Origin of the sequence: Roseomonas sp. FDAARGOS_362 (assembly GCF_002754815.1) — a bacterium.
GTDB classification, from domain to species: domain Bacteria; phylum Pseudomonadota; class Alphaproteobacteria; order Acetobacterales; family Acetobacteraceae; genus Roseomonas; species Roseomonas mucosa.
In genome coordinates, this window is the sequence record NZ_CP024588.1 from 3,488,519 (window position 1) to 3,506,019 (window position 17,501).

15 protein-coding genes and 1 tRNA gene are annotated in these 17,501 nt (G+C 69.0%); 6 read left to right on the forward strand and 10 right to left on the reverse strand.

Going from position 1 to position 17,501, the window contains the following annotated elements:
- The first annotated feature begins 4 nt into the window (after window positions 1–4).
- The 4 genes from CTJ15_RS20395 to ligD all read left to right on the forward strand — a co-directional run bounded on the left by CTJ15_RS20395 (window position 5) and on the right by ligD (window position 4,322).
- Entirely contained in the window at window positions 5–1,633 is a 1,629-nt protein-coding gene (locus CTJ15_RS20395; RefSeq protein WP_099782232.1) for a hydantoinase B/oxoprolinase family protein, read from the forward strand.
- 288 nt (window positions 1,634–1,921) lie between these two features.
- The gene (locus CTJ15_RS20400; RefSeq protein WP_226946004.1) at window positions 1,922–2,812 is read left to right on the forward strand and encodes a VOC family protein; all 891 of its coding nucleotides are present in this window, start codon (window positions 1,922–1,924) and stop codon (window positions 2,810–2,812) included.
- Window positions 2,809–3,408, forward strand: a complete 600-nt coding sequence (locus CTJ15_RS20405) for a DNA polymerase ligase N-terminal domain-containing protein (RefSeq protein ID WP_075823540.1) — start codon at window positions 2,809–2,811, stop codon at window positions 3,406–3,408. The genes CTJ15_RS20400 and CTJ15_RS20405 overlap by 4 nt, the downstream gene beginning before the upstream one ends.
- Window positions 3,405–4,322, forward strand: coding sequence for a non-homologous end-joining DNA ligase (ligD, locus tag CTJ15_RS20410; RefSeq protein ID WP_099781914.1), 918 nt, complete (start codon window positions 3,405–3,407; stop codon window positions 4,320–4,322). The genes CTJ15_RS20405 and ligD overlap by 4 nt, the downstream gene beginning before the upstream one ends.
- Window positions 4,323–4,697: 375 nt before the next feature.
- Here the strand turns inward: ligD and CTJ15_RS20415 are convergent, their stop codons facing one another.
- From CTJ15_RS20415 to CTJ15_RS20440, 6 genes are all read right to left on the reverse strand, one after another.
- Window positions 4,698–5,594, reverse strand: coding sequence for a DMT family transporter (locus tag CTJ15_RS20415; protein WP_075822133.1), 897 nt, complete (start codon window positions 5,592–5,594; stop codon window positions 4,698–4,700).
- Between the two features lie 710 nt (window positions 5,595–6,304).
- Window positions 6,305–6,481, reverse strand: a complete 177-nt coding sequence (locus CTJ15_RS24450; protein ID WP_171979060.1) for a hypothetical protein — start codon at window positions 6,479–6,481, stop codon at window positions 6,305–6,307.
- Window positions 6,482–7,426: 945 nt separating this feature from the next.
- A tRNA-Arg gene (locus tag CTJ15_RS20425) sits at window positions 7,427–7,503 on the reverse strand.
- Window positions 7,504–7,577: 74 nt separating this feature from the next.
- The gene (locus CTJ15_RS24925; protein WP_226946005.1) at window positions 7,578–8,753 is read right to left on the reverse strand and encodes a glycoside hydrolase family 108 protein; all 1,176 of its coding nucleotides are present in this window, start codon (window positions 8,751–8,753) and stop codon (window positions 7,578–7,580) included.
- A gap of 254 nt (window positions 8,754–9,007) precedes the next feature.
- On the reverse strand, window positions 9,008–9,937 hold the full coding sequence (locus CTJ15_RS20435; RefSeq protein WP_075823685.1) for a tyrosine recombinase XerC: 930 nt from the start codon (window positions 9,935–9,937) through the stop codon (window positions 9,008–9,010).
- Window positions 9,938–9,975: 38 nt separating this feature from the next.
- Window positions 9,976–10,632: a hypothetical protein gene (locus CTJ15_RS20440; protein ID WP_058389248.1), complete on the reverse strand. Its 657-nt coding sequence runs from the start codon at window positions 10,630–10,632 to the stop codon at window positions 9,976–9,978.
- A 202-nt stretch (window positions 10,633–10,834) separates the two neighbouring features.
- Here CTJ15_RS20440 and CTJ15_RS20445 point away from each other — a divergent pair, with 202 nt between their 5' ends.
- Window positions 10,835–11,953 carry a class I SAM-dependent RNA methyltransferase gene (locus CTJ15_RS20445; protein WP_058389251.1) on the forward strand — a complete coding sequence of 373 codons (1,119 nt, stop codon included), beginning with the start codon at window positions 10,835–10,837 and terminating at the stop codon, window positions 11,951–11,953.
- Between the two features lie 88 nt (window positions 11,954–12,041).
- Here CTJ15_RS20445 and CTJ15_RS20450 read toward each other — a convergent pair whose 3' ends face one another.
- A complete protein-coding gene (locus CTJ15_RS20450) occupies window positions 12,042–12,662 on the reverse strand; it encodes a pyridoxamine 5'-phosphate oxidase family protein (protein WP_058389249.1) in 621 nt (206 codons plus the stop codon).
- A 117-nt stretch (window positions 12,663–12,779) separates the two neighbouring features.
- On the opposite strand from CTJ15_RS20450, the gene CTJ15_RS20455 reads away from it, so the two are divergent.
- On the forward strand, window positions 12,780–13,640 hold the full coding sequence (locus CTJ15_RS20455; RefSeq protein ID WP_099781916.1) for a LysR substrate-binding domain-containing protein: 861 nt from the start codon (window positions 12,780–12,782) through the stop codon (window positions 13,638–13,640).
- A 17-nt stretch (window positions 13,641–13,657) separates the two neighbouring features.
- On the opposite strand, the gene CTJ15_RS20460 is transcribed toward CTJ15_RS20455, so the two are convergent.
- The 3 genes from CTJ15_RS20460 to CTJ15_RS20470 all read right to left on the reverse strand — a co-directional run bounded on the left by CTJ15_RS20460 (window position 13,658) and on the right by CTJ15_RS20470 (window position 17,410).
- Window positions 13,658–14,281 carry a transposase gene (locus CTJ15_RS20460; protein ID WP_226946006.1) on the reverse strand — a complete coding sequence of 208 codons (624 nt, stop codon included), beginning with the start codon at window positions 14,279–14,281 and terminating at the stop codon, window positions 13,658–13,660.
- 5 nt (window positions 14,282–14,286) lie between these two features.
- Window positions 14,287–15,657: an IS5 family transposase gene (locus tag CTJ15_RS20465; RefSeq protein ID WP_226945876.1), complete on the reverse strand. Its 1,371-nt coding sequence runs from the start codon at window positions 15,655–15,657 to the stop codon at window positions 14,287–14,289.
- Window positions 15,658–15,856: 199 nt separating this feature from the next.
- Window positions 15,857–17,410 carry an ATP-binding protein gene (locus CTJ15_RS20470; RefSeq protein ID WP_126281925.1) on the reverse strand — a complete coding sequence of 518 codons (1,554 nt, stop codon included), beginning with the start codon at window positions 17,408–17,410 and terminating at the stop codon, window positions 15,857–15,859.
- Window positions 17,411–17,501: the final 91 nt, after the last annotated feature.

Here is a 17,501-nt window from a genome sequence, read left to right on the forward strand (position 1 = left end):
GGTCATGCTCGGTCCTGTCGAACTGGAGGTCCTGCGCAACGGCCTGACCGCCGCCGCCGCCGAGATGGACGTGACGGTCTGGCGCACCAGCCGCTCCACCGTGGTGCGGGAACTGCTGGACTATTCCACCGCCGTCTTCGACCGCGACGGCTACAACGTCGCGCAATCCGCCCGCATCCCGCAGCACCTGAACTCGATGAGCGCCGGGCTGCTGACCGTGGTGCGCGACCACCTGCCGCTGGCACAGTGGGAGGAAGGCGATGTCGTCATCACCAACGATCCCTATTGCGGCGGCCAGCACATTCCCGACATCCTGGCCTTCCGCCCGGTCTTCGCGGAGGGGGAGCGCATCGCCATCGTCGGCACGCTCTGCCACCATCTCGACATGGGCGGCATGGCGGCGGGCTCCTATGCCGCGACCGCGACCGAGATCTTCCAGGAAGGGCTGCGCCTGCCGCCGCTGAAGCTTTGCCGGCGCGGCGTGCTGAACGCCGACCTGCTGGCGGTGATGCGGCAGAACGTGCGCCAGCCGGAGATCCTCTGGGGCGACCTCCAGGCGCAGATCGCCTCGCTCGCCGTGGGCGAGGGCAACCTGCGCAAGCTGGCCGCGCGCTTCGGCGCCGCGGCGGTGGTCGCGGGCTGCGCGCAGATCCTGGACGGGTCCGAGCGCGCCATGCGGGCGATGATCGGCCGCATCCCGGATGGGCACTACGCATTCGAGGATTTCCTCGACGACGACGGCATCACTGACGCGCCCATCCGCATCCATGCCGCCATCACCGTGCGTGGCGAGGAGATGTCGGTCGATCTTTCCGGCTGCGGCCCGCAGGCGCTGGGGCCGGTGAACGCCACGCTCGCCTCGGCCCATTCCGCCGTCTCCTATGCGGTGATGGCCGTCGCCGACGAGCCGATCCCGGCCAATGCCGGATGCTACCGCCCCATCGCCGTGATCGCGCCGGAAGGCACCGTCGTCAGCGCCCGCCACCCGGCGCCGGTGGCGAACCGGATCGCGGCGACGCACCGCCTCGCCACCACGCTGCTCGGCGCGCTGCACCGGGCGGTCCCGGATCGCGTGCCCGCCGCCTATTACGGCGTCAGCTACGTGTGCTCCTTCCAGACGGTGCAGGAGGACGGCGCGCGCGGCGTGCTGGTGGAGATCGAGGTCGGCGGCAGTGGCGCGCATCCGGAAGGCGACGGGCTGAGCGCCTTCACCTTCGGCATGCACAACAACTCCAACATCCCCGCCGAGATGATCGAGAGCGAGTTGCCGCTGACGATCGCGCGGTACGGGCTGCTGCCTGGTTCCGGCGGCGCGGGGCGGTATCGCGGCGGGCTCGGTCTGGTCCGCGAGTGGCGGATCGACGCACAGGAAGCCGTCTTCACCGCCAATGCCGAACGCTTCCGCTTCCGCCCCTATGGGCTGGCGGGCGGCGAGCCGGGTAGTGCCGGGCGGCTCCTGCTGCTGCGCGGCGGCGAGATGCGGAGCCTGGGCTCCAAGGTCAACAACCTGCGCCTGCGCCAGGGCGACGTGATCCGGCTGGAAACCTCGGGCGGTGGCGGCTTCGGCCCGGCGGAGGAGAGGGTGGCGGAGGCCCGCGCGCGCGACCGGGCGCTGGGCTACGTGCCGGGCTGATGCGGCCTCCGGCGGGGGGGGATTCCTATTGCACGGGCGAGACGCCGGCTGCACGAGAAAAAGCAGCCCGGTCGTTGCCGACCGGGCTGTAGGGAGTTTCCGACGTCTGAATGCAGGAGGCATTCGATGGGATACGGGGTAGTGGTGCCCGCGAAGAGAGGTTAAGCACGCCCAAAATTTAAATGCAAGTGATTATCATTATCCGAATGTGACTTTCCGGGGATGGACCCGGGCAGGGCGGGCGCGCGAGACTTCGCGGCCGCAATCGGGCGCCAAGGGAGCCGAACCATGAGCGATCTGTCCGCCACCATCGACCACGTGGTCATCACCGTGGGCGACCGGCTCGACGCGGCGCTGGCGCAGTACACGCGGCTCGGCTTCGACATGACCGAGCGCGGCCACCACACGCTGGGGTCGAGCAACCATCTCGCCATCTTCGGCCGGGACTACCTGGAGCTCCTCGGCTACGAACCCGGCCGGACGCCCCTTGAAGCGTCCCAGCGGGCGGACCTGCACACCGCGCCTCCGGGGCTGAGCGGCCTCGTCTTCAAGCCCGACGCCCCCGATTTCGCCGGGCGCCTGCGCGCGAAGGGCGCGCCGGTCGGCGAGGCCCGGGAATTCAGCCGCCCGGTGCGGCTGGGGGAGGAAAGCCGGGATGCGCGTTTCTGCACCGCCAGCGTCACCGACCCGGCGGTCCAGAGCGGGCGGGTGTTCTTCTGCCACCACGACACGCCGGAACTGGTCTGGCGCGAGGAATGGCGCCGGCATCCCAACGGCGTGACCGGCGTGGCGGAGTTCGTGATCGCCTCCGGGGAGCCGGAGCGGATGGGCGGCCTGTTCCGGCGCCTCTTCGGTGCGGGAAACCGAGGGCGGCCTCTGCCTGCCGGCCGGTTCCGGCACAGTCCTCGTGCTGCGGCCGGATACGGTGGCGGAGCGTTTCGGCGAGGTCCCGGCGCTGGAGGAGGGGCGGGACCGGATGGTGGCGCTCAGCCTCCACTGCGCCGCGCCGGAACAGGTGGCGGTGCTGCTGGCGGGGAATGGCGTGACGGCGGTCCGGCATGGGGCGCGGCTGGTGGTGCCCCCGGCCGAGGCGGCGGGGCTGGCCTTGGCCTTCATGGACTGACCCTGCACCCCGCGGCCGAACCGGGGCGTGGCGGAAGCGTTCTCCCTTCGCCATGACAGACAGTGACCCGCTCGCCCGCTATCGCCAGAAGCGCGATTTCCGGCAGACGCCGGAACCCGAGGGGGCGATCCGCCACGGCGGGCGGCACGAGGGTCTCTTCGTGGTGCAGAAGCACGACGCCACGCGGCTGCACTACGACTTCCGCCTCGAACTGGATGGCGTGCTGAAGTCCTGGGCGGTGACGCGCGGCCCCAGCCTCGATCCGGAGGAGAAGCGCCTCGCGGTGGAGGTGGAGGACCATCCCCTCGACTATGGCGGCTTCGAGGGGGTGATCGGCAGCGGCTACGGCGCCGGTACGGTCATGCTCTGGGACCGCGGAAGCTGGGAGCCGCTTTCGGAGGACCCGGCGGCGGATCTGGCAGGGGGGCGCCTGCATTTCCGCCTGCACGGCACGCGCCTGAAGGGCGGCTGGCACCTCGTGCTGATGCGCGGACGCGGGCGTGGGACGCGCCGGAACTGGCTGCTGATCAAGGACCGCGACGAGGAGGCCCGGCCCGGCTCCGGCGATGCGCTGCTGCGCGAGGCCACGACCTCGGTCCTGTCCGGGCGCGACCTGGCGCAGATCGCGACGGGCGCGCCGGGGCGCGGATGAGCCCGTCCGGCCAGAGCGGGCGCCGCGACCCCGGCCCGGCCGTGGCGGGGGTCGCGCTGACGCATCCGGAGCGGGTCTACTGGCCCGCTTCCGGCGATGCGGGGCCGGTCACCAAGCAGGACCTCGCCCGCTACCTGGAACGCGTGGCGCCGCGTCTGCTGCCGGCCATCGCCGGGCGGCCGCTGACCCTGCTGCGGGCGCCGGAGAGGATCGGAGGCGAGCGATTCGTGCAGCGCCATGCCGCGCGTGGCCTCTCGCCGCTGGTCGGCACGGTGCGGCTGCGCGGCGAGGAGAAGCCGCTGATCCAGGTGGATACGCCCGAGGCGCTGGTCGCCCTGGCACAGTCCGGGGTTCTGGAGATTCATCCCTGGGGCGCCCGCGGCGCCCGGCTGGCGCAGCCGGACCGGATGGTGCTCGACCTCGACCCGGCGGAGGACCTGTCCTTCGATTCCGTGGTTGCGGCGGCCCTGGCGCTGCGCGAGCGCGTGCTGGCGCTGGGCCTCGCGCCCTTCTGCAAGACCACGGGCGGCAAGGGGCTGCATCTGGTGGTGCCCCTGGCCCCCGGGGCGCGGTGGGACCGGCTGCACGCGGTGGCGGCAGCGATCTGCGAGGATCTGGCGAGGGAGGCGCCGCAGCGCTTCACCACGCAATCCGCCCTGGCTGGGCGGGACGGGCGAATCTTCCTGGATTTCCAGCGCAATGCGCGTGGGGCCTCGGCGGTGGCGCCCTGGTCGCCCCGCGCCCGGCCCGGCGCCCCGATGGCCATGCCGCTGGACTGGGCGGAGGTGACGGAAGGGCTCGACCCCCGGCGCTTCACCATCGCCACCGCCCCGGCCCGGCTGGAAACGCCGGACCCCTGGGCGGGGATGGAAGAGGCCGCGCGGCCCTTGCCGCCGGCCTCGAAGTTGCGCTGAGGTTCGGGCAGTGGCGCCGTCCCCGGGGGAAAGGCCCTGCCTTTCCCCCGGACCCCCTATCCGCCAGGACGCTGCGCGCCCTGGACCCGATGAGTTGGCTCTTCGCTGGCGGTCGGATCGCGCCGGAGAGCGACGCTCTCCGGCGGACTGCCGCTGCCACCAGCGCGGAGACGGTGTCTTCTCTTCCTTGCGGGAGCCCTGCGTTGCCACCTGCTTCCGGGGATCAGGCCGCAGACCGACGGCAACCATGCAGAGCCAACTCGGTCCCCGGCGGAGAGGGGGTCCGGCGGGAGAGGCGGCGCCTCTCCCCCGGGAGTGGCCACAGGGCGGAACGGCAACAGGAAGCCACCGTCCGGCCGGAGGCGGGCAGGGCGCCTATTGCGGGTGGACCGGCGGCGCGCGCCGCCACCAGGTGGTGCGCTTGGTCTCGCGCAGGAAGGTGAAGAGGCCCGAGCCCACGATCACCGCCATGCCCAGGAACATCCAGCCATCCAGCCGGTCGCCGAAGACGGCATAGCCGAGTCCGACGCCCCAGAGCATCTGGCTGTACTGGGTCGGCGCCACGAGGCTGGCGGGAGCCTTGGCCGAGGCCAGCATGATCAGCACGTTGCCCCCCGCCGCCAGAAGGCCGTAGCCGGCGAGGTAGAGCCACTGCTCGCCGTTCGGCCAGGCGAAGCGCGGCAGCATCAGCAGCCCGCTGACCAGGATCGGGCCGATCAGCCCGGCGCCATAGAGGGAGATCCGCTTCTCCTTTCCCCCCAGCGCCCGCAGGATGATGATCGTCACCGCGCCGGAGAAGCCGCCGACGATGGCGGCCAGATGCCCGGCGGTGAGCTCCCGGAAGCCGGGGCGCAGCACGATCAGCACGCCCAGGAAGCCGACGATCACCGCCGACCAGCGGCGCCAGCCCACCGGCTCCTTCAGGAAGACCACCGACAGGATGGTGACGAAGACCGGCAGCAGGAAGATCAGGCAGAAGGCCTCCGCCATCGGCAGGGCGGTGAAGGCGATGATGCTGGACAGGCTGCCGATCACCGCGAAGGCGCCGCGCAACAGCCACAGGCCGCGGTGGCGCGACACCACCAGATCCGTCAGCCGGTCGCTGGGGCCGAGGATGAAGGGGACCGCGCCCAGGCCCAGCACGGCGCCGAAGAAGGCGACCTCGAAGGGGTCCAGCGCGCCCTCGATCAGCTTGATCGAGGCGTCGCTCAGCGCATAGGAGGCATAGGCGAGGAAGGCGAGCAGCACGCCGTTCAGGACATGCTTATCCATGGCGGTTCGCAGGGCGTCGGCGGGCTGGGGTCATCATGGCACCGGGTGGGGCTGGCGTGGCGGGCGCGCCGGAGGCGCCCGGTCCGCCACGCAATGTCAGCCCCGTCGCCCCGGGACCACCCCTGTCACGGGAAATTCTTCGTGGCGCTGCCCCGGGGGGCGCCCGTTTCAGCCCGGGCGGAAGACGCGCAGGCGGTGGCCGGCCGTCCGGGTCCTACGCGGTGAAGCAGCGGCCGAAATCCATGTCTGCCGGGGGTTGCAGGATGGTGACGCCAGCCGCCGCCCGTTCCGCATGGACGGCATCGACATCCGTGGCGAGGCGGACGAGTCGCATAGCCGTGCCTGAGCAGTGCTTCATCGAAGGCTTGTGGATCTTGCGTGCCACTAGATAGCGTCCTACCTTCTGACTGAGCGGAAGTGGGAAGAGTGCCGCCCCACCTGAGCCGACAGTCGCGCATCCGGTGCCGGCTCAGGCCGGCCTTGTCCAAGCGGCGGGCAAGCCGGTTGCCGGAGTAGCGCCCGGCCCGCTCGACGCCCCGGCCGCCGTGGACAGCAGCACGACCCCAACCAGGACAGCCGCGGCTATCAGCCCAGCCGGCATGGCCCGTGCGGTGGCCTGGAGCGACACGGCATCACCGGTCCGAGACTGGCGGCGGCCCGCATCTCCTCGGGATGGGCCTCCGGTCTAGATACGGTGTCGCTCATGAGGGCTATCCTTTGACGGCGGGATCCAGCGGCTCGGGCAGCCGGTCCTCCGAATTATTAGGTTCTAGCTCGGCCAGCTCGGCAGCCTTCTGATCCTGCTTTTTCTGCTCCTTGGCACGCGTCTTCGCAGCCTTGTCTCTCTCGCGCTGGGCACGTTCCTGGCTGTAGTTCGGCTTCCGCAAACTCAGTTCTCCTGATGTGACGTTTCGTCCATCGACTTCCACAGCCTCACCCCGGCCCCACCGTCGCATACGGGGATGAACTCCATGCCGGCGGCTTCAAGGGCAGTGTGGATTCCAGGCAAGGTTCGAGGCTGAAGGGCTTCCCCTCGCTCCAGGCCTGCGATGGTGTTCAGCGATATCCCAGCCATAGCTGTCGCCTCACGCACTCCTGACTGGAGGGCTACGCGAGCCATTCGGCATTGAACTGGGCTGATCGCCATATGGTAGCACCGTTACTGATGTGCTCGGCGGCCCATTAGCCGTTGATAGCCATGTTATCAGCCTGATGCAGTAGCACAAGCGAAAGCGGCTGATACACGCGTGCTCAGCCTGACCACAGATCGAAAGGGCTTTCGGCAATGGCTGTCCGCGCCAATAGCACACTCGCGTCCAGAAGAAGACCGGCCCTCGATGCTGCCAGGGGTATCAACATTGCTCACCCCCCCCGTGCAGGGAGGGTTTCCACCCCGGCGGGCGAAAAGCCCGTTCGCCCATTCTAGCGAGCGAAGTGCCGTCAGAACACTTTTCCGGGGGAAAACCTCCTGTTGCCGGCATGCTTCCATGTCCGCGCCTTAAGGAGATCGGGCGTGTCATCCTCAGGCGGTAGTTTCGCGCAGGACGCGACCCTGTGTTGCGCTGGGAAGGAGCGATATCCGGCTGGTGCAGGGCGAGGCTGGCAAATCAAGTTCAGCAAGGCGAAGGCTGCCGGGAAGATCGACGATGCCACTGTGGTCGTCATGGCGATCTGCCGAACGCTGGCGAGCGAGGCCGGGCCGCTGGACTATGAGCAGGAAGCGACGAGGCCGGAGGGCCTGCTCCTCGTGTGAACAAGGGCTGCTTGGTGGCACCCTGGTGACACTGGCCGCCGAGTGATACGGCAACAACTCGCTGGTCTATTGGAAAGATTGGCGGACCCGATACGATTCGAACGTACGACCTTTGCCTTCGGAGGGCAACGCTCTATCCAGCTGAGCTACGGGTCCGTCAGCGCCCGTCTAGCGCATGGCGCCGGAGAGGGGAAGCCCCCCCGGCACCACGTGGCCGGGTGCCGTGTTTCTCAGGCGGCAGCCCGGCTGGGCGTGCCGGCCATCCGGAGCGCCGCCATGCGCACCGCCTCCGTCCGGTTGGCCCAGCCCCGGCCGAAACGGGCGAAGCCGTCCAGCGAGCGGTAATAGGCGAGGCGGGCCTCGGAGAAGGAGGCGATCAGCCGCTCCGCCTCCAACGCCCGCGCGGCGGCCAGGGTGATGGGACCGATCGAACCATCCGCCATCACACCCACCGCCTTCTGCAGCAGCTTCACCGCGCGCGAGGGACCGGCATTCACGCCGAAATCGAAGACGCCGAGATCGACCCCCGGCGGCAGCTCGGCGCAGCGCATCGGTGTCCAGTAGCGGGCGCGGTAGATCTCTCGCGCCTCGGCACGGGACAGGTCGCGGACCTCGTCCACCGTCACCGCCCGGTCGCGGAAGGCGCTCAGCACGTCCCGGGTGATGCCCATGTTGGTGGCGCCGCCGGGGTCCTGCGGATCGTTCACGAAGCCGCCTTCCTGTTGCAGCACGACGGCGAGGCAGCGGTCGAAGCGTTCCTCCGGCGAATCGGGGGCGGAGGCGGTCCGGGGCAGGCTGGCCACGTTGGATGGCGTCGCGGCCATGTCGCGCAGGGTGGAGAGGGCAGACTGCACCTGCTCCCCGGCCTGCACCGTCTGCGCCCGTTGCAGCACCCCGGCGAGACGGTCTTTCTCATGCGCGGACTGTGAGGAGCCGATCCAGAAATTCACCACCGAGGCGAAGGCGGCCCCCAGCGTGCCCACGGTGATGTTCACCAGCGCCGCGGTTTCCGGCGGAAAGGTGTGGTTGAAGGAGACCAGCAGCACCATCACCACCAGGAAGGCCAGGATCACCAGGCTGGAGATCAGGGCCGGCCCCCAGGGAAGGGGCTGCAGGGGTGGCAGTTCCAGGTGGGCGGAGGCGGGCTTCGCGCCATCGCTCGGGGCGCCGCCGCCGCTTTCCGGGAGGTGCGCCAGCAGGATCTCCGCCAGGCGCATCCGCAGGCCGGCAGCGAGGGCGGGATCGGCCGCCACGGCGGCATGGGCGGCCTGGGCCCCGGCGGCGCCGGTGGCCTGGGTGACGGCCTCGGAAATCCGGGAACCGAGCAGGCCGGAGGAATCGGTGGCGAGCCGCCGGGCGATATCCGGCAGCAGCGCCACCGCGAGGGGCAGGTGGGGCAGGGGCATGGGGCGGGGGCCTCGCGCGACGCACCGGCCGCGTGGGACCAGACCCGGAGGCATGGCGACGCGGCATTCCCGGCCGCGTCCGGGATGGGGCGGCCGGGAATTCCAGTGCAGGGATGGGCTGGGGCGGCCGGGAATTCCAGTGCAGGGATGGGCTGGGGTGGGCCATCGGGCGCGGTTCGCCCGCTGGCCTTGACTTTCTAGGATAAAAATCCTATCAAGTCAAGGAAATCGCCCATTGATGAATCCGCGCCGCTTCAGCCGCCGCGCGGATGCGCCTTGCGCCAGGTCTCCAGCAGGCCCGCCGCATCCACCGCGGCATAGCGCTGGGTGGTGGACAGGCTGGCATGGCCCAGCAGCTCCTGGATCACGCGCAGGTCGGCACCGCCGCCCAGCAGATGGGTGGCGAAGGAATGGCGCAAGGCATGCGGGGTGGCGTGTTCCGGCAGGCCGGCGAGGCGCCGGTGGTTCTGGATCAGCTTGCGGGCCAGGGCATCGTGCAGGCGCCCGCCCCGGGCCCCGATGAAGAGCGGGTCCTCCGGCCGGGCGCCGGGGCGATGGCGGAGGGACTCTGCGATGGCCGCAGCCACGGCGGGGAGGACAGGGACGAGCCGCTCCTTGTCGCCCTTGCCGCGGATGCGGAGCGTGCCGCCCGGCTGCGGCGCGTCGCGGACATCGAGGGACAGCGCCTCGGAGATGCGGAGCCCGGCGCCGTAGAGCAGCGTGAAGAGGGCGTTGTCGCGGGCGGATAGGGCGGGGTCGTCCTGGCCCTGGCCGATTTCCGCCGCCACGCCGCGCGCCTGGGCGGCGGTGAGGGCCTTGGGGATGGGGGGCTTGAGCCGTGGGCCGCGCAGCCCGGCCAGCATGTCCAGCGGCAAGCCGTGGCGGCGGGCCAGCCAGCGCAGAAAGGCCCGCACGGCGGCGAGCTGGCGGGCACGGGTGGCATTGCCGGCGCCGTCCTCCTGCCGCCGGGCGAGGAAGGCGCGGAGATCGGCGGGGCGGAGCGCGGCCAGGGCGGCGAGGTCGGGCTCGCCGCCCAGGTGATGGGTCAGGAAGCCCAGGAAATCCGCCAGGTCGCGGCCATAGGCGGTGATCGTGTGGCGACTGGAAAGGCGCTCCCCGGCGAGCCAGTCGAGAAAGGCGGCGCGGGCGGCGATGGCGCCAAGGGCGGCGGATTCCGGTGGCATGGCGGGGGCGGGGCGGGCGACGGGGGCGGCGGGGCGCCTCATGGCGCGGCGGCCTCCCTTCCCCCGGAGGCGAGGGCCGTGGCGGCGGCGCGGGCGAGGAAGTCCAGGGCGCGGCCGGAGCCCTGGGCGGGCAGCAGCGCGGGCTCGCGCGTGCCGAGGGCCAGCAGGCCGGTGCCGGGCAGGCGCAGCAGGGCGTCACGGGCGACGAGCGGCGCCGTTTCCCCGTGCAGGGCGGCACCGTCGGGCAGGCCGGCGGCGCCACGGTCGCGCAGCAGCAGGTGGCGGCCCGGCGGCAGGAGGCGGCCAAGCCCGCCCGGGCGGAGCGGGCGGATGTGGCGGCGGGGCAGGCCCTCGGCGGCCAGGGCCACGGAATCGAGGCCCAGCAGGGTCGGCCATTCCAGGGCGATGGTCTCGGCCGGATCGTGCGAGCCGATCAGCGCCAGCACGGCGCCCTGGACACGGGTGGCGAGGCTGTCGCCGGAGCGGGCGGCGCGGGCGGTGTCGCGCAGGGCATGGCGCTCGGCGGCCAGCATCGCCGCCATGTGGTCGGCCAGCCTTTCCCCATGCACGCGGCGGGGCGGTTCCAGGCGGCGGTAGAGGGCGGGACGCTCGGCCAGGAAATGCGGCCGGGCGGCGAGCCAGGCGGCGATGCGCTCGGCCTCGTCGTCCTCCTCGGTTTGGGGAAGCAGGGTCATCCGGGCCCGATCCTGCCTCCCCGGCGGGCAGAAGGCCAGCGCTGCGATGCGGAAGCCGGGCGCGCGGACGGCGCCGGGCAGGAGGCGCCGGGCAGGATGCGCCGGACCGGGGCGCGATGGGCGCGCCTTTCCCGGGGTGGTAGGAGGAGGGGGTGGCGCTTGCGGACCGCGCCTTCCCGATGCTTCCCCTTTGGCGGACGAGATGACCAAGGACCAGGATTTCGAGATCTTCCTGGCGGCCCCGCCGGGGCTGGAGGCGGTGCTCCACGACGAGGTGCGCGGCAAGGGGTTCAGGCAGGCCAAAGCGGTGCCGGGGGGCGTGACGATCCGGGGCGGCTGGCCGGAGGTGTGGCGCGCCAACCTGTGGGTCCGCGGCGCGGGGCGGGTGCTGGCGCGGCTGGACACGTTCCGCGTGACGCATCTCGCCCAGCTCGACGCGCGGGCGCGGCGGGTGGAATGGGGGCCGGTGCTGCGGCCGGACGTGCCCTTCCGGGTCGAGGCCTCCTGCGCCGGGTCGCGCATCTATCACAGCGGCGCGGCGGCGGAACGGATCGCGCGGGCCATCCACGAGACGGTGGGGGCGCCGGCCTCCGACGAGGCGGAACTCGTGGTGCGGGTGCGGATCGAGCGGGATGTCTGCACAATCAGCCTCGATACATCCGGCGAGCCGCTGCACCGGCGCGGCTTCAAGCCCGAGGTGAATGCGGCGCCGATGCGGGAAACGCTGGCCTCGCTGTTCCTGCGGCAATGCGGCTTCACCGGCGGCGAGAGCGTGGTGGACCCGATGTGCGGCTCCGGCACCTTCGTGATCGAGGCGGCGGAGATCGCGGCACGGCTGAACCCCGGGCGGGGGCGCTCCTTCGCCTTCGAGAAGCTGGCGAGCTTCGACGCGGAGGCCTGGGCGGCGATGCGGGCGGTGAGGAGCGCGCGGGAGCCGGCGGCCCTTTGCTTCGGCAGCGACCGGGATGCCGGGGCGGTGGCGATAAGCCGCGCCAATGCGGAGCGCGCCGGGGTGGCGGCGTTCACGCGTTTCCACCAGGGGCCGATCGGCGCGCTGGAGGTGCCGGAAGGGGCCGTGCCGGGGCTGGTGATGGTGAACCCACCCTATGGTGGGCGGCTCGGCGAGCGGGGGGCGCTGCTGCCGCTGTACCAGACGCTCGGGCAGGTGCTGCGGCAGCGCTTCGCCGGCTGGCGCGTGGGGATGGTGACCAGCGAGGCGCGGCTGGCCCATGCCACGGGGCTGCCTTTCCTGCCGGCGGAGGCGCCGGTGCCGCATGGGGGGCTGCGGGTGACGCTGTACCGGACCGGCGTGCTCGGCTGAGGCCGCCGGGGCGCCCTGCGGCCCCGCATGGCCGAGACGTTCCGGGCTGACGCGCTGCGGCGGGGGCCAGCCATGGGGCGGCGGGGCCCTACCACATGGTCTGGCGGGCGCGCTCGGCCCAACGGTTGTCATAGGCCTCGCCGCCGACCCGGCCCTGGCTCATCTCCGCCAGGATCTGGCCGGGGGTGGGCAGGGTCCTGGGATCGACCTGGCTGTCCTGGCGCCAGAGGCCGGAGCGGATGATCGCGCGGGCGCACTGGAAATAGACTTCCGTCACCCGGATCACCATCACGCTCCGCGGCGCCTTGCCCTCCACGGCGAAGGATTCGAGCAAAGCGGGATCGTCGTCGATGGTGGCGCGGCCGTTCACGCGCATGGCGTTGCCGATGCCGGGGATCAGGAACATCAGCCCGACACGCGGGTCGCGCACGACGTTGCGCAGGCTGTCGATGCGGTTGTTGCCGCGGCGGTCGGGCAGCAGGAGCGTGCCGGGATCGGCGATGCGGACGAAGCCCTTCATGTCGCCGCGCGGGGAACAGTCCAGCCCCTCCGGCCCGCAGGTGGCCAGGGCCAGGAAGGGCGCGGCCTCGATGAAACGGCGGTATTGCGGGGTGATGTGGTCGGCGACCTTGGCGGTCGAGGCCTCTCCGACGGCGCCGAACTCGCCGTAGATGCGTTCCAGTTCCTCGATCGTGGCGATGGCGGCCATGGCGCTGTGCTCCGTCTCCCGTGACAGGGCGTTGCTAGACGAGGCGCCGGGGGCGGCATATCGAATACTTGTCGCCGATCTGTGCGGAAAGCTCACGGAGGTCCGGTCCTGCGCCAGTTGCCGCCCCTGTCCACGCTGCGGGCCTTCGAGGCCACGGCCCGGCTGGGCTCCGTCACGCGGGCCGCGGCGGAGCTGGGGCGCACGCATGGGGCGGTGAGCCGGCAGATCCGCAGCCTGCAGGAGGCGGCGGGCTGCGCGCTGTTCGACAAGGCGGGGACGGGGCTGCGCCTGAACGCGCGCGGCGAGGCGCTGCTGCGCGTGGTGGCGGAGGCGCTGGACGGGCTGGAGGGCGGCTGGGCGCGGCTTCTGGAGGAGGCGCGAGGGCCGGCGGTGCATGTGGCGTGCAGCGCGACCTTCGCCATGCGCTGGCTGGTGCCGAGGCTGGGCGAGTTCCACCAGCGGCATCCGGGGGTGCGGCTGCGGCTTTCCATGACCACGGCGCGGGAGGTGCGGTTCGAGGGGGCGGCGCTGGTGATCGCCTGGGACCGGGGCTCCTATCCGCCCGCCGACCAGGCGCGGGCGATCCTGCTCGGCCCGGTGGCGGTGGGGCCGGTCTGCGCGCCCGGCTATCCGGTCCAGGTGGAGGCGGGGCGGCTGCGGATGGCGGTGCGGATCGCGCATGAGCATACGGGCCGGGCCTGGGACGGGTGGGCGGCGGAATCCGGGCGCGCCGCCGCCTGGGAGGAGGAGTTGCGGTTTCCTCACACACATCTGTGCATCGGGGCAGCGCTGGCCGGGCTGGGCGTGGCCGTGGCCGAGCGGCGGCTGGTGGCGGAGGATGTGGCGGCCGGGCGGCTGGTGACGCCCTGCGGCTTCACGACCCTGCCGGAGCGATGGGGGGCGGTTCCGTTCTCCGACAGCGTGGAGACGGGGGCGGGGCGGGAATTCGTGACGTGGCTGCGGGGGGCGCTGGGCTGAGGGCGCGGGAGGCGCGCTCATGGCCAGGACCAGCGCAGGACGGGGGCGATGCGGCGGCGGCCGGCGGCGGTGCGGTACAGGGCCATGAGGGTGCGGAGCATGGCGCGGTAGGCAGTGATGGTGCCGCGCCGGGTGGGCAGGGGCGGAAGTTTCGCGCGGCGCAGGGTTTCGGACAAATCGGGATCGGGGAGGAGCCAGGGCGGGCCGGGCAGGGCGGAGCGCAGGTTCAGCCGGCGGGCCAGGAGGATGAGGCCCATGCCCAGGATGCGGTAGGCGCGGCGGGCGGCGCGGCAGATGCGGTGGCGGAGGGATTGCAGCGGGTGCTGCGCGGGGAGGGTGGCGAGGGCGGTCAGGAGGCGGCCCCAGACCCCCGCATGGGTGAGGCGGCGGAAGAAGCGGGCGACGGTGTCGGCGTGGCCATGCTGGGCGGGGAGGGCGGACCAGGGGAGCGGGGTGACGGCGTGGGCGAAGATGGCGTCCATGCGAGCGCGGGGACCCTCCGCGACCGGGCGGCCGCGGTGGCGGGGGTCGTGCGGGAGGTAGGGGGAGAGGGCGGACCACTCCGCGTCGGTCAGGGGGTGGAAGGGGAGGGTGGTGGTGGCGCGCATGGGCGAGGGTGTAGCATAGTCGGCCTTGAACAACGTCTTCAGGCTGTCGCCCCTGCGAGCAGGGTGCGGCCTGTCGGGACGCTGGCTTGGCTGATCGGGGTGAGGATTGCCTGTCGGAGGGCGGCGAGGAGAGCGGCCAAAAGGGCCCTGAGGTGGGCGAGGATCTTGCGGATGTTGTGGCCGCAGCCGCAGAGGACGGCGTAGAGAGCATCGCCGAGCGTGCCCTTGAGGGCGCAGCGGGCGAGGCGGCCATCGGTCTTCATGTGGCCGATCTCGGGCTCGATGGCGCTGCGGCGGCGGAGCAGCCGGCGCAGGCGGGGCGTGAGGCCGCGGCTGGTGCCGCTGACGAGCACCCTGGTTGCCGTGACGCCATGGCCGCGGTAGCCGCGATCGACCACGGCGAGGCTGGGACGCTGGCCGGTGAGGGTCTCGACCTGCTGGAGGGCGTCGGCGAGGGTGTGGCCGTCGTAGGGATTGCCGGGCTGGCTGCGCATGCCGACGACGAAGCCACCGGCGAGGGTGGTGGCGATGCTGACCTTCGTGCCGAACTCGTAGCGCACCCGCGCCTTGCCCTTGGCGATGCAGTCCACCTCGGGCTCGTGCAGGGCGTAGAGCTTGCGGGACGACTTCGGTGTCTGGAGCAGCAGGCGGGTGACGAGGGCGATGCGCTGCTCGATGCGCGCCCGCAGTGGCCCGTCAGGGACGGCGCCGAGCTTGCGTTCAACATCGCGCAGGATGCGGCCGGTGTAGCCCTTGAGCGTGCGCAACGCCTTGCGCATGCGGCGGAACTGCCGGGCGTGGGCGTAGCGCCCCACCTGGCCGGCCAGGCGCGGCGCCAGGCGATTGTAGTTCTGGCGCAGGGCGATCCCGGCCTTGTGCGCCAGCGTCACCAGCGAGTGGCGGGCCCGCTCATAGAGGCGGCTGTCGGTCGGATGGGCGATGGCCTTCTCCATCACTGTGGTGTCCACTGCGATCTCGGCCAAGCTGTTCGACGTCACAGCTCCCGAAGCCTGAGCCGCCTCGATCGTCCTGGTCAGCAACCACTCGACACCTTCCTCACCGATGCGACCGCGCCAGCGGCTGAGAGAGGAGGGATGGATGGGCGCACGGTGCTGGAAGAAGGTCTCACCCGTGAAGTGCTGGAAGTACGGGTTCTCCACCCAGCGCGCGAGCACCGCCTCGTCGGAGAGGCCATGGGCGTGCTGGAGGTACATCAGCCCGGCGACCAGACGCGGATGCGTGGCCGGCCGTCCCTCAGCGGCGGGGAAGAAGCCGGCCCATTCCCGCTCGAACCAGGACCAGTCGATCAGCGCCGCCAGCCGCACCAGTTCGTGCCGCCCATCGATCATGTCGACCAGCCGCGGCCGCAGCAGATCGGCCTGTTCCGGCGGGCGCGGGCGGTGCTTCATGCCCACAAGATTCGCAGGGTTTGTCGTCGAAAACAATCGAACCCTGCAAATCCAGGTCGCCGAGCCCGGAAAATCTCACAGCTAGATCAGTGCCTTACGAGTTATTCAAGGCCGACTAGCATAGGCGAGGGATGTTAGGCAAGTTTTCCTATATCATTTCGTGCTGCGCAATTGGCGTGATGCCCCACAAAATCTATGTCTATTCCAATGGTCGAACCTTTAATTTGTATGTTTTTGTAGGGGAGAATTTTTTTGCCTTCGACGACGGTTCAATGAAACCTTTCTCGACTAGCCCGCTCACAGTCTTGTTGGCAGTAGGCCAAGATTTTCCTGTTATGAGCGATGCGGTTGTAATATTAATGTCAGGGTGCGAAGTCAGAAACTCAACTATTGCTTTCTCGTCTTCTGTTAATGATAGAACGTCGGATGCGGGTCTATTCTTGAAAATCTCCCACATAGATATAGAACGGCGGGTATTAATATCATTTTCAAGAGTCACATGGACTTGATGAGAATGTGCTTCGATTTGTCGGAATCGAGGCTCTGGTAATTTTGCACTTTGCATGGCTTGACGCATACGTCTTGTTCCCTCAAACCCACAGAAAGTAAGCTCAAGATGCATCATCGCCTCCATTAGATATGGATTGCGTGGATTATGTGCATCATACACGGTTGTGGCGGTGGTCGGGGGCACAAACCCGCCTGGGCTTTCCACAACAAATTTATCATCAAAGATTTTCACAAAAATATTTTGTGTCTTTAGGTTGTATGAGCGATGAGCTACAGCATTTACCACAGCCTCAAACCACGCCTCTTCAGGGTACTCTTGCTGAACAACAATTCTCCCACTTGCAGTAAATCGCTGAAAAGATCGGAGTTGAGATGCAATAATAGGCTTCGCTTCAAACAATATTTTTGAGATGTTCCCATCAACGAACGTACTAAACACTGAGTTTAGCTCGCCTCCGAATTTTTCGTGAGATCCTTCATATCTTATTACCCGAATTCTGGCCCCCGGAATAACATCACGAGGATCGCGTGCAAATAGTAGAGCGCAGGCTAAATTTGGCAAGAAATCTTCCTTGTTCCGCTTTCCCAGTTTTGCAAGCTCTAGCAGCTCCTCCCGTGTTTTTTCGGTTTGATATCTCCTGTTGATATAAAATTGCTTACAGAAGTCGTCGATCTCCGGCAAATCAAAATCAGCAGGATATTTCAAAGAAACAGTCTCGAGTTCGTAATGTATTTCTCCTTTAGATATCCTCAATTCTCTTTTTAAAGCTTCATTAATTCGAATTTTTTTGTCGCCTTCTCGAATGAAAGCGTCACCGCCGCTAGTTTCTACTACCTTGTCGGGCCGGTGAGTCACTCGGTACACAAGGACAAAATCTTCTTGATTATTTGAATTCAAGATTTTTAGTTCTTTGCTGGCCCAACGTGCATCAGGGCATAGTCCACTTAGACTTTCCAGATTGTTCTTCTGTGAGCTTGAGATTTTGGAAAGGCCAGTGATTTTTCCGTCGTCCTCAACTCCCACAATTATTATTCCTCCATGGGGTTGGGTGTTTGACCACATGGAAAGATATTCGGCGAGAACCTTTGGAGTTACCAAAGGTCCCTTTCGCTCAACTCTGCGATCTTCTACAAACTTGTTTATGTTCTGCTGGTCGAGTCGGTCGTATATTTCGTCCGGCGTCCATAGTTGGACTAGAGTATCCGGCGGAAGAGAGAGGTTGAAACTTAGCTGATCGGCCATGGAGCCACTCTAAAGTACTCTAAAGCACTCTAAAAGGGCTTTAGAGTGTGAGCCGCCCGTCTTCATACCATCGGAAGGTCCAGGAAACTCA

What these genes read in the sequence shown, in the direction of transcription:
- CTJ15_RS20395 (WP_099782232.1), top strand. Translation starts at nt 5, where the DNA reads ATGCTCGGTCCTGTCGAACTGGAGGTCCTGCGCAACGGCCTGACCGCC.
- CTJ15_RS20400 (WP_226946004.1), top strand. Translation starts at nt 1,922, where the DNA reads ATGAGCGATCTGTCCGCCACCATCGACCACGTGGTCATCACCGTGGGC.
- CTJ15_RS20405 (WP_075823540.1), top strand. Translation starts at nt 2,809, where the DNA reads ATGACAGACAGTGACCCGCTCGCCCGCTATCGCCAGAAGCGCGATTTC.
- ligD (WP_099781914.1), top strand. Translation starts at nt 3,405, where the DNA reads ATGAGCCCGTCCGGCCAGAGCGGGCGCCGCGACCCCGGCCCGGCCGTG.
- CTJ15_RS20415 (WP_075822133.1), bottom strand. Translation starts at nt 5,594, where the DNA reads ATGGATAAGCATGTCCTGAACGGCGTGCTGCTCGCCTTCCTCGCCTAT.
- CTJ15_RS24925 (WP_226946005.1), bottom strand. Translation starts at nt 8,753, where the DNA reads ATGCCCCTGCCCCACCTGCCCCTCGCGGTGGCGCTGCTGCCGGATATC.
- CTJ15_RS20435 (WP_075823685.1), bottom strand. Translation starts at nt 9,937, where the DNA reads ATGCCACCGGAATCCGCCGCCCTTGGCGCCATCGCCGCCCGCGCCGCC.
- CTJ15_RS20440 (WP_058389248.1), bottom strand. Translation starts at nt 10,632, where the DNA reads ATGACCCTGCTTCCCCAAACCGAGGAGGACGACGAGGCCGAGCGCATC.
- CTJ15_RS20445 (WP_058389251.1), top strand. Translation starts at nt 10,835, where the DNA reads ATGACCAAGGACCAGGATTTCGAGATCTTCCTGGCGGCCCCGCCGGGG.
- CTJ15_RS20450 (WP_058389249.1), bottom strand. Translation starts at nt 12,662, where the DNA reads ATGGCCGCCATCGCCACGATCGAGGAACTGGAACGCATCTACGGCGAG.
- CTJ15_RS20465 (WP_226945876.1), bottom strand. Translation starts at nt 15,657, where the DNA reads ATGAAGCACCGCCCGCGCCCGCCGGAACAGGCCGATCTGCTGCGGCCG.
- CTJ15_RS20470 (WP_126281925.1), bottom strand. Translation starts at nt 17,410, where the DNA reads ATGGCCGATCAGCTAAGTTTCAACCTCTCTCTTCCGCCGGATACTCTA.